The sequence below is a fragment of the Paenibacillus sp. MZ03-122A genome (genome assembly GCF_024213325.1).
Taxonomy (GTDB): domain Bacteria; phylum Bacillota; class Bacilli; order Paenibacillales; family Paenibacillaceae; genus Paenibacillus; species Paenibacillus polymyxa_B.
The window spans coordinates 126,727-141,367 of record NZ_JANAVI010000006.1; the positions used below are offsets into that span (position 1 = coordinate 126,727).

Annotated in this window: 15 protein-coding genes and 1 pseudogene; 11 read left to right on the plus strand and 5 right to left on the minus strand. The window is 47.3% G+C overall.

Features of this window, described 5'->3' with window-relative positions; genetic code table 11:
* The first annotated feature begins 95 nt into the window (after positions 1–95).
* From NLX74_RS14820 to NLX74_RS14835, 5 genes and pseudogenes are all read left to right on the plus strand, one after another.
* Positions 96–2,075 (plus strand): methyl-accepting chemotaxis protein, encoded by a 1,980-nt coding sequence (locus NLX74_RS14820; protein ID WP_254329173.1) that lies wholly within the window; start codon positions 96–98, stop codon positions 2,073–2,075.
* A gap of 56 nt (positions 2,076–2,131) precedes the next feature.
* Positions 2,132–2,308 (plus strand): YjfB family protein, encoded by a 177-nt coding sequence (locus NLX74_RS14825; RefSeq protein WP_235308518.1) that lies wholly within the window; start codon positions 2,132–2,134, stop codon positions 2,306–2,308.
* Between the two features lie 190 nt (positions 2,309–2,498).
* Positions 2,499–3,854 (plus strand): dipeptidase, encoded by a 1,356-nt coding sequence (locus tag NLX74_RS14830; RefSeq protein WP_254329174.1) that lies wholly within the window; start codon positions 2,499–2,501, stop codon positions 3,852–3,854.
* 246 nt (positions 3,855–4,100) lie between these two features.
* A pseudogene (locus NLX74_RS25860) lies at positions 4,101–4,232 on the plus strand (putative RNA methyltransferase); the annotation flags it as partial.
* Positions 4,233–4,355: 123 nt separating this feature from the next.
* Complete coding sequence (locus NLX74_RS14835; protein ID WP_230585104.1) at positions 4,356–4,970, plus strand: methyltransferase domain-containing protein; 615 nt, start codon at positions 4,356–4,358, stop codon at positions 4,968–4,970.
* Between the two features lie 69 nt (positions 4,971–5,039).
* Here NLX74_RS14835 and NLX74_RS14840 read toward each other — a convergent pair whose 3' ends face one another.
* From NLX74_RS14840 to NLX74_RS14850, 3 genes are all read right to left on the minus strand, one after another.
* Positions 5,040–5,426 carry a hypothetical protein gene (locus tag NLX74_RS14840; protein ID WP_180984650.1) on the minus strand — a complete coding sequence of 129 codons (387 nt, stop codon included), beginning with the start codon at positions 5,424–5,426 and terminating at the stop codon, positions 5,040–5,042.
* A 156-nt stretch (positions 5,427–5,582) separates the two neighbouring features.
* Positions 5,583–6,074 (minus strand): hypothetical protein, encoded by a 492-nt coding sequence (locus tag NLX74_RS14845; protein ID WP_013311697.1) that lies wholly within the window; start codon positions 6,072–6,074, stop codon positions 5,583–5,585.
* A gap of 142 nt (positions 6,075–6,216) precedes the next feature.
* Positions 6,217–6,699 (minus strand): hypothetical protein, encoded by a 483-nt coding sequence (locus NLX74_RS14850; protein WP_235308509.1) that lies wholly within the window; start codon positions 6,697–6,699, stop codon positions 6,217–6,219.
* 492 nt (positions 6,700–7,191) lie between these two features.
* Here NLX74_RS14850 and NLX74_RS14855 point away from each other — a divergent pair, with 492 nt between their 5' ends.
* The 3 genes from NLX74_RS14855 to NLX74_RS14865 all read left to right on the plus strand — a co-directional run bounded on the left by NLX74_RS14855 (position 7,192) and on the right by NLX74_RS14865 (position 8,227).
* Complete coding sequence (locus NLX74_RS14855; protein ID WP_023990050.1) at positions 7,192–7,452, plus strand: hypothetical protein; 261 nt, start codon at positions 7,192–7,194, stop codon at positions 7,450–7,452.
* A complete protein-coding gene (locus NLX74_RS14860; RefSeq protein ID WP_250266555.1) occupies positions 7,449–7,850 on the plus strand; it encodes a retropepsin-like aspartic protease in 402 nt (133 codons plus the stop codon). The genes NLX74_RS14855 and NLX74_RS14860 overlap by 4 nt, the downstream gene beginning before the upstream one ends.
* 128 nt (positions 7,851–7,978) lie before the next feature.
* Positions 7,979–8,227, plus strand: a complete 249-nt coding sequence (locus NLX74_RS14865; protein ID WP_250266556.1) for a hypothetical protein — start codon at positions 7,979–7,981, stop codon at positions 8,225–8,227.
* Between the two features lie 216 nt (positions 8,228–8,443).
* On the opposite strand, the gene NLX74_RS14870 is transcribed toward NLX74_RS14865, so the two are convergent.
* On the minus strand, positions 8,444–8,671 hold the full coding sequence (locus tag NLX74_RS14870) for a helix-turn-helix domain-containing protein (protein WP_007431813.1): 228 nt from the start codon (positions 8,669–8,671) through the stop codon (positions 8,444–8,446).
* A 306-nt stretch (positions 8,672–8,977) separates the two neighbouring features.
* Between NLX74_RS14870 and efeO the strand changes: the two genes are divergently transcribed.
* The 3 genes from efeO to NLX74_RS14885 are packed head-to-tail and all read left to right on the plus strand — an operon-like array spanning position 8,978 to position 13,079.
* Positions 8,978–9,856 carry an iron uptake system protein EfeO gene (gene efeO / locus NLX74_RS14875; protein WP_025721876.1) on the plus strand — a complete coding sequence of 293 codons (879 nt, stop codon included), beginning with the start codon at positions 8,978–8,980 and terminating at the stop codon, positions 9,854–9,856.
* A gap of 4 nt (positions 9,857–9,860) precedes the next feature.
* Positions 9,861–11,225, plus strand: a complete 1,365-nt coding sequence (efeB, locus tag NLX74_RS14880) for an iron uptake transporter deferrochelatase/peroxidase subunit (protein WP_250266557.1) — start codon at positions 9,861–9,863, stop codon at positions 11,223–11,225.
* A gap of 24 nt (positions 11,226–11,249) precedes the next feature.
* Positions 11,250–13,079, plus strand: a complete 1,830-nt coding sequence (locus tag NLX74_RS14885) for an FTR1 family iron permease (protein ID WP_254329175.1) — start codon at positions 11,250–11,252, stop codon at positions 13,077–13,079.
* 90 nt (positions 13,080–13,169) lie between these two features.
* Here NLX74_RS14885 and NLX74_RS14890 read toward each other — a convergent pair whose 3' ends face one another.
* Entirely contained in the window at positions 13,170–14,591 is a 1,422-nt protein-coding gene (locus NLX74_RS14890) for a type III PLP-dependent enzyme domain-containing protein (RefSeq protein ID WP_254329280.1), read from the minus strand.
* Positions 14,592–14,641 lie beyond the last annotated feature (50 nt).

Here is a 14,641-nt window from a genome sequence, read left to right on the forward strand (position 1 = left end):
GTAATAAATCTATCAATTCAGCTCAAAATAACCGATAGTAAATACATATGGTATAAATATTAGAAATGAATATGTAGATAGAAAGCAGGGGTTTGATGAAACAACTGAAACGACTGAAAACATTAACACTACGCAAGAAATTGACAGCAGCATTTCTACTGGTCATGCTTGTTCCTAGTATTATTGTGGGCTCTTTCTCCTATCAGGCAGCGTACAACGAGACAGATCGCCAATTACTGGACAGTGCAACGTCTAGCGTTACCGCATCTGATCGTGCTGTTACTCAAACGATTCAGGCCAAAATTGCTGATCTCGAATATTACTCTACAACGATGACGGTTAGTGATAACAGTGCTGAAGCAGATGATGCCATTCTGAAAAAATTACAAGTATATTTAAAAATGCATGCAGAAGCTGTTGATATGTTTGTCGGAACTCCCGAAGGTAAACTCATTATTGGCAAAGCCGTAGGCTCCACAAACGATCCTCGTGAGCGTCCGTGGTACAAACAGGCCATGGAGAAACCCGGACAAACCGTAATCAGCCCTGTTGGACTCAATACGGCTAAGGTCCCCGTTGTGTATATTTCACGCACACTTCCCGACAACAGCGGCGTTCTCGGTCTTTCCCTGAACCTGAATAATTTAAAAGAAATCACAAAGTTAAAAATAGGACAAAATGGTTTTATTATGATATTGGATGGCACCAAACGTATCGTAACCCACCCGACAGAAGTCAGCGGAAGTACCAAAATGGGGGAAACGATACCCAAACTGTTTGCCTCCGAGGAAGGTAGCTTTAGTTACGATTTTAATGGCGTAGACAAACACCTGATTTTCAAAACTAATGCGCTGACGGGCTGGAAAATTGCCGGAACGATGGACAAAGCAGAAACCAGTGCCTCCGCCCAGCCGATTCTTATCACGACGATCATCGTGTTGGTGATTGCAGCCATCATCATTGGTGTACTCGCAATGTGGCTAATCAGCAGTATACTTAAGCCCATCCAAAGATTACGTAATTCTATGGATGCCATCAGCCAAGGTAATCTTTCGATTAACGTAGCTACGACCAGCACAGATGAAATTGGTGAATTATCAAGATATTTTCAACAAATGGTAGATAACCTGCGTAACATGATTAAAGAAATTCAAGCGATGACAGGCAATTTGTCGGCATCCTCGCAGGAGCTTGCAGCAGGTGCAGAACAAACGACCCGGGCTATCGAGCATGTGACCATAGCCATTCAAGATGTGGCCGCAGGCAGCGAACGCCAAGTGGGCAGCGCTAAAGCTAATCAGACACGGGTTAGCGACATGGCAACAGACATCACCGCGATGACTGAAACTATGGCTGAAATGACCACTTACTCCACACAGGCCATTCAGGCGTCGGATGCAGGCAGTGAGCATATCGGCAACAGCGTCGTCTCCATTGACGGCATTCGTACTACCGTGGAAGAACTGGATACGATTATCGGTGCTTTGAGTGACCGATCTGGACGAATCGGAACGATCGTCACTGTCATTACGGAAATTGCCAGCCAGACTAATCTGCTCGCATTGAATGCTTCCATTGAGGCAGCACGTGCAGGAGAGCATGGCAAAGGTTTTGCTGTCGTGGCGACAGAGGTCCGCAAGCTGGCTGAAAACTCAGCTCATTCCGCACAACAAATTCGTGAACAAATTCAAGGGATACAGAACGGTGTGTCTGAAGCTCTGGTTGCTATGGAATCAGCGAAGGAACGCGTAAATGATGGTATCAATTCCATAGACCTATCCGGTCGCTCCTTCTCTCGCATCCGTAGAGCGGTAGCCAAATCAGCGAAGCAGCTCGATAACGTCGCAGCTTCTACCGCTGGCGTCGCAGATGGAACGAGTACAGTCGTTAGTAGCATGGAGGAAATTACACGCATCGCTGAAGAAGCGGCATCCCATACGGAGACCGTGTCCGCAGCCGCAGAGGAACAGCTCGCCTCCATGGAAGAGATCGGTTCGTCTGCCGCAGACTTGACCCGTCTGGCAGAGCAGCTTCAAGATTTACTGACACAATTCCAATTAGATGAAACAAAATAACCGTTCCAACCGATAAATACAGAGAAAGAGTCTTCACAATGAAGGAGGGTTGGAACATGGATATCGCAGCATTATCAACAGGTATGAGTCAGGCCAGCTTAGCTCAAGCCGTAAGTGTGAAAGTATTAAGTATGGCTAAGGATCAGGCCGGTGAACAAGGACAGGCTTTAGTGCAGATGATGGAAAAAAGCGTACAGCCTCATCTCGGGGGTCAACTGGACATTCGCGCATAAGTGCATCCATATGCTTGGTTAGGGGCGATTCTGCTCAGGTCTGAACAGACCCGGGTAGAATCGTTTTTTTATCTCCCTATTTTTCGTTCAGCACAAAACGTAGTAAACTAGACATATCGTCCACAACCTCGGTTCGGAGGATAGCGCAACATTCACACGATTTACATTGAAAAAGGAGGATACATAGTTTATGAGTTATTCCGAATATTTTGAAAAAGCCAGAGAGCAACAACTAGGCGAGTTACAGGAGTGGTTGTCCATTCCGAGTATCTCAGCATTATCGGAGCACAAAAAGGACATTAACCAAGCAGCTGATTGGCTGGCTGCCAAACTGACTGCTGCCGGTCTGGAAAACGTTGAAATCATTCCAACCAAAGGGCACCCGCTGGTATATGCCGATCATTTGCACGCACCTGGTAAACCAACGATCCTCGTGTATGGACACTATGATGTACAACCCGTAGACCCGCTTCACCTGTGGGAAACGCCGCCGTTTGAGCCATCCATCCGTGATGGAAAATTGTATGCGCGCGGAGCGACAGATGATAAAGGACAGGTTTTCTTGCACATTAAGGCAGTTGAGGCCATTTTGAAGCAGGAAGGCAAATTGCCGCTGAACATCAAATTCTGCATTGAAGGCGAGGAAGAAGTGTCCAGTCCGAACTTGCTTGAGTTTTTACAAACTGGAGCTGAACGTCTGGCTGCCGATGCTGTACTGGTGTCCGACACTTCCTTGATCGAAAAAGGGAAGCCTGCCATTTGCACAGGTTTGCGTGGACTATGTTCACTGGAAGTCGCCATTCACACGGCGAACACAGATCTACATTCCGGCTCTTTCGGTGGCGGCGTGCCGAATGCCCTGCATGCTCTGGTGTCCTTGCTGGCAACCCTGCATGACGACAAAGGCCGCGTTAGCGTCGAAGGATTCTACGACGATGTCGCTCCATTATCGGCAGAGATGAGAGAAGAATTCGTGAAGCAAGGCTTCAATGAGAGCAAGCTGCAACAAGATCTTGCACTTGATTCCCTCTATGGCGAAGAAGGATTCAGCTTCGTTGAGCGTGTTGGGGCGCGTCCGACACTAGAGCTGAACGGCGTGTACGGCGGCTTCCAAGGGGAAGGCACGAAAACGGTCATTCCGAAAGAAGCTCATGCTAAAATCACGTGCCGCTTGGTGGCTAACCAGAATCCGCAAGACATTCTGGACAAAATCGAGCGCCATTTACGCGCTCATGTTCAGGCAGGAGCTACTCTGGATATTCAACAGGGTGAAAAAGCAAACGCCTTTAACATCGACCCGTCACACGCGTTTCTGCAAGCGGCAGCCGATGCTTTTGAGAAGGTATACGGTGTGCGTGCCCTCTTTACCAAGGATGGAGGCTCCATCCCAATCGTGGAAACCTTCTCCCGTGTGCTGACTGCCCCAGTCGTGCTGATGGGCTTCGGCTTGCCAGATGAGAACCTGCATGCGCCTAATGAGCATTTTAACTTGGATAATTTTGATAAGGGTCTGCTGACGATTGTAGAGTTTTTGAAATCGGTGTAAGCACATGACAACTTCTTATGGCTAAGTTACAATAGAGAGGGCGAAAGCCCTTTCTATTTTTTTTTGGAGGAGCGCTACATAATATGATTATTCAGTTTATTCGTTTACGGTAATGTGAGGTACAGTTCATGAAAACTCAACCATTTTTTTCGAAAATGGGTTGGGTCTATTTGGCTGTGCCTTTTTTCATTCACCAAATACGAATGAACGGGGTGCTTTTCTGTGTCCAAATGGAATAAACACGAGATGAAGGCTGGCCTGATTGGTAAGCATGAACATCTCTTTAGGTGTCCTCTATGCTCTCAACCGATGCGTATGGTGGAAGGTAAAAGCCTCCTATGTACGAGTCAGCATTGCTATGATCTTTCAAAATACGGGTATTTACATTTAGCCGCCCGGTCCTATAAGACCAAATATGATAAACAACTGTTTTCCTCCAGAAGAATGATGTGCAATAGCGGATTTTTCGATCCCTTAAATGAAGCGATAAGCAGCACTATAATGAAATTTATGAAGCCGCTGTTTGATCAAAAATCACACCTTTACTTGCTCGATGCAGGTTGCGGGGAAGGCACTCATTTGAGCCACATTCAGGATAAGCTGACTTGGAAGGGAATCACCGAGCTTACAAGCGTAGGTATGGATCTGTCTAAAGAAGGTATTGTGGCCGCAGCCAAAGAATATCCTCATCCTCTCTGGTGTGTTGCCGATCTGGCTCATTGTCCATTTTCAAATCAACAATTTGACGGTGTACTCAATATTTTATCCCCTTCTAATTATGCTGAATTTACAAGAATTCTTTCGGAGGACGGCTGCGTCCTGAAAGTTATTCCCGAACGATATTATCTTCGGGAATTAAGATGCTTGTATGAACAGAAAAAGAATACGCCTGCTTATTCGAATGACAATATATTAAGCCGATTTAAAGATCATTTTAAACTTCTATCCGCCGAACGGGTAACCTATCGTTTTATGTTAAATGCCGACCTCTTGAAACCTTTGCTCCATATGACTCCCTTATCGTGGGGAGCTACGGAAGCAGACTGGCAGCGAGTGCAGGAAATAAATTTACCGTATGTCACAGTAGATTTGCTCATCTTATGCGGTAAAAAATAGATACTAAAAAGCATTCACAGCATGGGATCATCCATACTTCGTGAATGCTTTTTTACGTTAGTTCCTCGCTTAAGAAAAACGGGTGTAGCGCAACAGGTGAGCCAGCCGATTGAGCCGTTCTATCTCCCGATCCAACTCATGCAGCGGCTGTCCAGCCAAAGCAGCGTTTGCTCTCAGATCCCGTAGCGGGTTCATTTTTCGACCCATGAGTTTGAGCACCGTTGCCTTCCCCATGTTATTCACCACCACATATTGCGTTAGCGGGTCAAGCTCAATCCACAATACATGATGCTGTTGAAAAAACGATAATAGTTGCTTTTTTAACGCCTCCAGCTCTTCAATCTCACCTGTGATTTGCGGATGATGATGAAAAGCCACATAACCCATCACCCGCAGGTCACTTATGATTTGTTCCAAATGAAGCGTTTCGTTTATGTACACATTGTTTGTGCTCATGCGGTTTCTTGCACCATTCGTATGATCTTCCCGTATGACGTTCACCACCTGACTATCGTTTATATCAAGCTTTATCTTTCCCCTTTTTCACTATAGCGCAATCGGCTTTGAAAAGTCAGGACGTACACAAACCTTGCGAATAAAAAAACAACCGGCTTATACGCCAGTTGTTTCTCTTTCTACAAAATACTTATTGGTCATATAATGGGCCTTGCCTCTGGAAGTATCCACCATTCCCTTTTTGTTGTCGAGAAAAACAATCTCCCGGCATTTGGTGCAGTACCACTTGGTCCGCTTAAAGGGAGATTCTGTTACATACGATGTACCACATTTGCAATCTACTTTAATTAAGGTTTCAGTTGATTTGTAAGCCTGGGACAACTCTTTTAGGCCAGTATCCGGCTGTTGAATCGGGATAATAACCTCCTGATAGCTTGAATACTGATTATGCACTTTAAAATCAGCCACCAGTTCCGCATGCAGTCCAAAGTACTCTTTGCCAATCTCGGTTACAAATTTCTTGCCGATTCTGTAACACTCAAGCCATTCCTGTATCTGTTGATTAGACAAAGGCACTGTGCCCTTGATACCACTATTTAATGTGTAAGTCATGATGTATAAAGTATCATCTTGTCTATGTCCGTACATGAGAAGCCTCCTTATAATACACTTGATAATGTACTACAAAGCGTAAAAAACATCAATTTTATTATTTGGCAAAAGACCTAATATCATTTTAGTAGGCACACAAGAGGTGTGAGTGTATAGTTAGAAAGCAACTGACAATCTGTCAGTTGCTTTGTCTTTCCACATAGTATTTGTTGGTCATGTACCATGCCTTTCCTTTATCTGTATCCACCATGCCCTTTTTACGATCCAGGAACACAATGTTATTACACTCCTTGCATGACCACTTGGTTCTTTTGTGCGGTGACTCTTCTATATAGGAAGCACCACATTTACATTCTACCTGAATTAATGTTTTATACTGACTGTACGCCTCTACCAGTGGGTCCAGTTCTACAGCTTTGCGTTCTATTACAGGCTGTATTATGGATATGTGTTCTCTCTGCTCCGAGTATTCATTATGTACCTTGAAATCTGCTACCAACTCAGGGTTTAAACCAAAATACTGTTTTCCCACAACCGTTACAAACTTGCTGCCAATTCGATATGCTTTGATCCATTCCTGCACCTGCTTACTGGTTAGGTCGACCGTTCCCTTTATACCGCTGTTCAGCGTATAAGTCATCAAGTGTTGGTTGGGTGTCATATGTCTTAACATTCACCTCCGATCAAGAATATACCACAGGTAGCTCTAGGCAAAAGCTACTTCCTACTACCTGAAGCAACGAGCTTTTTCTGCCTTGTGATTCTTCTTCAACACCTATATATAAAAGTATAACTCAAAACCTGATCCATCTTCCATCCTGTCGTCATGCTGAATACTGCTTTTGTAGGGATTTATATTCTTAGACTATCACCAGATGCATTTCTATCTTAGTATAACTTTGTGGTACAGTCTTATGTTTTGATTACTCCTGTTAGTTGCACTATGATCTCTAATGGTAGTTTCTTCCTTCTATATATAGTACATCATTTACACGCAAATTCCCACATATTTCAGCGGTTATTCTGTAAAACAAAAGCCTTCATCCTTTTTAAAAGGGTTACGGGACTGATCACATGGTAGAGGTTACTGCTTCCTTGCCGTCCCCCCGCTTATGTTATAATAAAATAAAGCAAAAAGAGCGAGGTGAAGTCGATGAAATGGGAAGAAATTGCCGAATCACATCCAAGGCGATTTGTGTTGGTTGAGGCTATAAAAGCCAGTTCCAATAATCGCGTGCGCAATCTTGAAGACATGGCGGTTATTCAGGATTACGATAACCCAAAAGATGCTTGGAGCGGGTATAAACATTTTCACAAACTGTATCCGTCACGCGAACTGTATGTGTTCCATACCAGTCGATCCGATGTCGAGGTTGTAGAAGAGTTTTTCTCAGGAGTACGGCAGCGTACATGAAGATTAACCTCCATAATGGTTTGCCAATTGTTTCCTTAACTTTGAGACATCACGACCAAACTGCTCTATTACCAAACGTATTGTTCGATACAGGGTGCGCTGCAACAGTGTTTGATACGGATTTACTTGCCCAAATCGGCATTCACATTGATTTCATTAACGGGAGAGCAAAGCGGATGTACGGGGTGGGCGGTACAAGTGAAATTTGCTACGAACAGGTAATTCCTCATCTAAAAATCGGTCATATTCAATTAGATACATTTCCAATTCAACTAAGCTCTATTCAAGACCCGTATGGATTTGATGGTATATTAGGCATTGATTTTATGCTAAAAACAAAATTAATTGTTGACTTTGATTTAATGAACATCCACTCCCCACTTTCACCTTTAAAATAATTCCAAGCAGGTGGATACATGTCTCTTCCTTTAAATCTGATTACCATCATGCTCAGCCCGTAGAAGTATTACTTATACCCTTGGTTTCTCCTGCGGGCTGAGCCTTTGCCCAAGGGAGCGTGATGGTAATGAAACCTAATCAAAAAAATCGTAATCGAGCTTATTTTAGGCACCACAGAAAACGTGTTATTCAGCGTAAAAAACGGCTTTCAGCACACCGGGTATGGGTCATCAAATTCGATGGTGTATTCTACAAAGGAAAAATCCATTGTTCCTGCTGGATGTGCAGTAATAAAACAAAACGACTGGGCTATCCCAAATCAGAGCTAGCAAGAATAGATAACTGCCAGGAACAGCTTCAGGATTATCGTTTCTAAACTAAAAAACGATCAAAACAAGCGAATGTCCATTGCTATGACACTCGCTTGTTTTACGTTTACAATAGATTTTCCAGCTTCTCTCCTCAATTTGAAATATAGAATAAACTTGCTAGGTTTGATCAGCTAACATACCACAAAACAAAAGCCTTCCCGACCACCCTTCACTGTCGAAGGATCATCGAGAAGACTTTGTACCCCGCAAGGAACAAGAGGTCAGATTTTTAATTCTCCAAGCCTGATTAATTCCACGACCGCCTGTGAACGACCTTTTACGTTCAATTTTTGCATCACATTGGAAATATGGTTTCGGACCGTTTTTTCGCTAATGAATAGCTGTCCGGCGATGTCACGTGTTGTTTTGTCCTGCACGAGCAGTTCAAATACTTCACGTTCACGGTGAGTTAACAAAAACTTGTTTTTGTGGTCGTTACCCTTCGTCAATTTCACCCCTCCTTGCTCGGGTTTTGTGTGGTGTAACAAGGTTAAGGGATACAGTCAACACATTTTATGTCATGTGCTCAGGTATGGTTCAATATGCGGATAAAAATGGGCATAGGCACCTTACTAACTCCCTTCGATGGAGGGTTGGACTCTGCGCCTAATTTATGTATTGACAGGCATATGGGCCAGCCTTATGATAAGAAAAACCGCGACTGATAATCATTATCAAAATAAAAATTCGATATAGGTATCGCGCAACAGACTATGGTTCAAGGCCAGTTTGGCCAGAAAGGGTGTTCTTTGATTATGAAACTACGTTATGCCGTACCGGCCGGAGTGCTGGTCTCTTCTATTCTGTTCGCAGGTTGCGGACAAACCGGAACTGCTACTCAGCAGCCTGCCGCGACGACCAAAGATGCAGGAGCAACAACACAGACAACGACTCCTGCCGCTTCTGCCCCCAATTTTGATCAAGCGGTAGCAGCTTACCGCACCTATGCCATCGAGCAATGCGATACGTTTGTGAAGAAGACAGAAGAATTCACGAACGCAGTCAAAGCTGGCGAGCTGGATAAAGCCAAGGCGCTGTATGCTCCTGCACGTATGTACTATGAACGGATTGAACCGATTGCAGAAGCGCTGGGTGATCTTGACCCGAATATTGATGCACGTGACGGTGATGTGGATGCAGCGGATTGGCGCGGCTTTCACCGGATTGAAAAAACATTATGGGAAGAAAACACAACCAAAGGAATGGACGAGTTTTCCGACCGACTGCTGAGTGATGCCAAGCTGCTGCGTGCCAAAGTAGAAACAGTTAATATTGACGCCAGCCTGATGGTAACGGGTGCAGTCGAGTTGTTGAATGAAGTATCCACCTCGAAGGTGACGGGTGAAGAGGAGCGATATTCTCATACAGATTTGTACGACTTTGCAGCCAATGTGGAGGGCGCACAAAAGATATATGACATTTTGAAAACAGATCTGAACCAAAAAGATGCGGCGTTGGAAAAACAAATTGGTGAGCGCTTTACGGCCTTACAGCAAGAGTTGGCTCCTTTTAAGGACGGAGAAGGCTATGTGTCGTATACAAAACTGAAACCGGAAGAAGTTAAAAAGTTGAGCCAAAACCTCGATGCCTTGGCAGAACCGTTGTCCCAAATGGGGAAATTGTTAGGAGTGTAATGATATGAAAGGCTTTAAGCGGCAAAAAGGGCAAGAAAAGCCGCAGTATGCGGAATCCCATAATGAACAGGCCGATCTGGTAAAAAAGGATGCGAAGCTAGTGGAAGATGAGCTGTCAGGAAAAAGCAAATCCGTATCACGCCGAGACCTATTGAAGCTGGCCGGGGTAGGTGGACTAGGCCTCCTGCTTGGCGGCGGGGGCGTGGGAGCCGTGCTGTCAGCCGGTCAACGTCTCGAAAGCATGATGACGGATGTGGATACCAAAGATGTAATCCCTTTTTACGGTAAGCATCAGGCAGGTATTGTGACTCCGGCGCAGGATTTCATCTGCTTCGCCGCTTTCGATCTAACAACCAGCGACAAGGAACAGGTGCGCAGCCTCTTCAAAGCCTGGACGGAAGCAAGCGCTACAATGACTTCTGGCGTGCTGCTTGGCAACGATAATGAAAATCTCAACCTCCCTCCTTCCGATACGGGCGAGGCGGCAGGATTGTCGCCATCCCGCACGACGATCACCTTTGGTGTGGGCCCATCCTTTTTTGATGGACGATACGGCCTGGCAGGGCTTAAACCTGCCGGGTTCCGTGAGCTGCCCCGTTTTCAAGGGGATGCCCTGGAGGAGCAATGGTGCGGTGGCGACATCGGAGTGCAGGTATGTGCCAATGACTTGCAGGTAGCTTTCCATGCCCTGCGTAATTTGGCACGTATCGCCAGAGGAACGGCGGTGCTTCGCTGGACGCAGGAAGGCTTCCAGCGAACAGCACAGGCTGATCCTGCGGGAAGCACACCACGCAATTTGCTGGGCTTCAAGGACGGTACAGGGAACCCCGACACCTCCAAGGCAGACGAGATGAATCGGCTGGTGTGGACACAGGCCAGTGACGGACCAGCATGGATGGGCGACGGCAGCTATATGGCTGTTCGCCGTGTACGCATGCGAGTAGAGGTGTGGGATCGCTCAACATTGGGCGACCAGGAGGATACTTTTGGACGTCATCGCAGCAGCGGGGCCCCACTCGGCAAGGTCAAGGAGTTCGACAAGCTTGATCTGGCGGCCAAAAATCCGGAAGGCAAGCCGGTTACACCTCCCACCTCTCATGTCGCTTTGGCTCATGGGGACGGGAGCATTAATATTTTACGGAGGTCTTATTCGTATTCAAGCGGATTGGACAAGCAAACAGGACAGCTGGATGCTGGGCTGCTGTTCATCAGCTACCAGCGTGATCTGTTCAAGCAGTTCGTTCATATTCAGGAGAAGCTTGCACGCAATGACAAGCTGAACGAATACATTGTACACAAAGGCAGTGCGGTGTTCGCCTGCTTCCCAGGTGTATCGCAAGGCGGCTACATCGGGGATACGTTATTTTAACAGCAGGCAAGGAAGGGGATTTATATGAATCGGCGCAATAAAAGCTTGGGATGGGTGTTTGTGCTGGTGGCAGCTCTGCTGCTGACCGTAACTCCGTTCATTTCCGGCTCCGGGTCGGTCGCTTTTGCACAAACAGATGCCAAAGCTGTCACCCATGATCAGCTAATGCCTGTAGTGGGCGGAGCACTAGTGGAGGCGGGACAAGCCCAATGGACGGAAGCCTCCAAGGATCTGAAAGAATTCCGCACGCTGTGGGAGGCCGCCAAAACAAATGGCGGAGATTCAGCTCACATCGCGGCTGTAGATCAAGCACTCACCGATGCGGAACAAACACTCGCCAGTGGTGGCGGGGAACCAGCGAAAGCTGCCTTATCCGTGCTGGCGCGCTCGGTCAATGAGTACGTCACTGCTGCCGAAGGGGACAAACCAGCCCCGGCTGGAGCCAAAGCAGCGGAAAAACTGCTTCCCATGGCGAAGGGCAGTCTGGCCGCCATGCAAAAAGGCGATTGGGCTGCTGCCCGGGTGGATTACGATCGAATCGTCAAAGACTGGTATCAGGTAGAAACACCGATTCGTTTGGACAATTTCCCGGTATACAGTTCGCTCGAAACTAAAATCAGTCTCATCCGCATCTCCATGCAAGCTGAGCCTATTCGCCAAGAACAGGCTCTCAAGGAAATGCAGGAATTAACGACTCTGCTGTCTGATTATAGTCAGGGTAAATCTATGAACACAGGTCAAGGAACGAATGCAGGCAATACGGCTGCCGGAACGGCGAATGGTTCGGCAGCTTCCCTAGGCGATGCAGTCACCTTGCTCGAATCCGCACGCCAAAATGCTGTAGCTAATCAGCCAGAGCAAGCGGCTGACAAGGTAGTGCAGTTTATCGCTCTGTGGCCTTCTGTCGAAGGACATGTACAAATTGCCGATCCGACGTCTTACACTGCAATTGAAAATGAAATGACCGAGACTTCAGGATATCTGCTGTCTTCTCCACCGAATACGGACAAAGCCATTCAGACTCTTGATCAGATGCTGGACAGACTCCGTCCGTTGACGGAAGAACGTTCTTACACTGCGTGGGATGCTGCGCTGATTTTGCTGCGTGAGGGCCTGGAGGCCATTCTCGTGCTCGCAGCTCTGCTGGCGTATGCCAAAAAAAGCGGCGAAGCCGTGGCTGGACGGTGGATATGGGCAGGAGCCGGAACGGGGCTGGTGCTGAGCGGAATTCTGGCAGTACTATTCACCACACTGGTGGCAGCTGCCGCATCAGGCAGCATGCGTGAGTTGCTGGAGGGTGTCACCGGGCTGGTGGCGGTCGTGCTGATGCTGACCGTTGGTAGCTGGCTGCATAGCAAATCCAATGCTGCCGCGTGGAACCGCTTTGTGGAAAACAGCGTGGGCAACGCGCTGGCACGGGGAAGTCTGTGGTCACTATTTGCGGTTTCTGCGCTCGCAATTCTGCGTGAAGGAGCCGAGACAGCTATCTTTTATGTCGGTATGGCTCCAGCCATCGAAACCTCGCAATTGCTGCTCGGCATTAGCTCGGCGACGGTTGTTCTAGTCATTCTGGCGTTTGCGATCATTAAGTTCAGTGTACGATTGCCGATTCGTGCCTTTTTCCTGACTGCGACTGTACTGATTTACTATCTCGTATTCCGATTTCTGGGCGAAAGTATTCATTCGCTTCAGGTGGCTGGCAAGCTTCCGGGGCACACTGCCTCCTCGCTTCCGTCCATTAGCTGGCTGGGAATGTATCCAACTTGGGAAACCTTTGTCCCACAAATCGCTGTACTGATCTTTATGGTATGGCAGCTTGTGCGTCAAGAAATGCGCAGCTCCAAGCAACATTGAGTCGATACTACCCTACTCATCATGTAAAAAACGCCAAATCACAGGTCCGAGTTGTATCGGTTCCCATGAGTTTGGCGTTTTTTTACATACTTACAACGCATCCTCAGGCAACGGAATCATGCGCTGATGATGCAGCAGGTCTGTGCGGTCACCGTGTTCACGAATGACATGCACCTCCCCACGAAAATCGAGCAGCTCCGCCGGGGTAGCATGTCCCAGAAATTGTAGTGGACTATAGCTTAATCCATAGGCACCTGCATTCGGAAAGGCAATATAATCGCCCTCGTGAATCGGAGGAAGCTGCGCTTTTTTCACAATACAATCCTCGGGTGTACAAAGCGGACCAACAATACTTACCGTCTCAAGCTCCAAGGATGCTTCCTCCGGAGGCCCCCCTATTCGGCTTGCGACCTCTTCTAATGATTGTTCGACAGTAACAGCCGTTTGAGCAGAAGCGTCTCTCTGCCCCATCCGTAGGGTTGCTTCCACTTCTCGTTCTTTGGGTTCTTTGGGTTCTTTTGATTCTCCCGCTTGCCTACGCATAATTCGCACTGGGTAGTTGTCTCTAATACGGCGTCCTCGAAAAGTAGCTGCGGCGTAGTGATTCATGCCACCATCAGCCACGACAAACTTCTCCCCCTTGGATTCCTTTGTATACAATGCTCGGCAGACATACATGCCCGATTGAGCAACCAGATACCTGCCGCTTTCGATGATTAGCTTAACCCCGGGCATGCGGGTTCGGGTCTGCTCCGCGAGTGCGTTTAGTCCGTCAATGACGTGATCCATATCAAGTGGTTGCTCATGAGCAAAATAAGGTACACCAAACCCGCCGCCCAAATTGACCGTATGCATTGCCACACCATACTGAGCCTGTACCCGTTCTGCCAGCTGCAGCGTATTCGCAAATGAAGCTAAAATCTGATCCGATTTCAACATTTGCGTACCTGTATATACCTGAATACCTTGAAAATGGACGTGTGGGCAATCTTCCAGCACCTTAAAAAAGTGATCCAGCTGCCCTTCATCCACTCCAAAGGGGCGCGGAACACCACCCATTTTAATCGTTGCTCCAGACAGATCGTTATCGGGATTGATGCGAACCGCTGCCCTAACAAGTTGGCCCGCTTGGGCAGCAATGTCCTCCAACAGACGCAGCTCTCTCACCGATTCGACATGAATACAGCCGATTCCATAGGCTATCGCCTCGTTCAGCTCGGTTACTGTTTTTCCCGGTCCGGCGTACAGCACGTCTTCCGCAGCATACCCAGCCTCCATAGCGACGAACATTTCTCCAGCCGAAGCAATCTCAACACCACAACCTAACGAGCGCAGCAACCCAGCCAAGGCTACGTTACCATTAGCCTTGAGCGCGTAATGTACATGCACGGCCGGGTGCAATCGGGATAGCAATGAGCTGACGTGGGCATGCAGCGCGTCCCCGTCATAATAGTAAAATGGCGTCGGATGCTCGCCGAAACGCTCCAGTAAGGCTTCGTCCTTTTTATCCATCACCTGAGTTCCCCTCCTCTCTATGCCTTGATACTCAGTATTTTGCATTA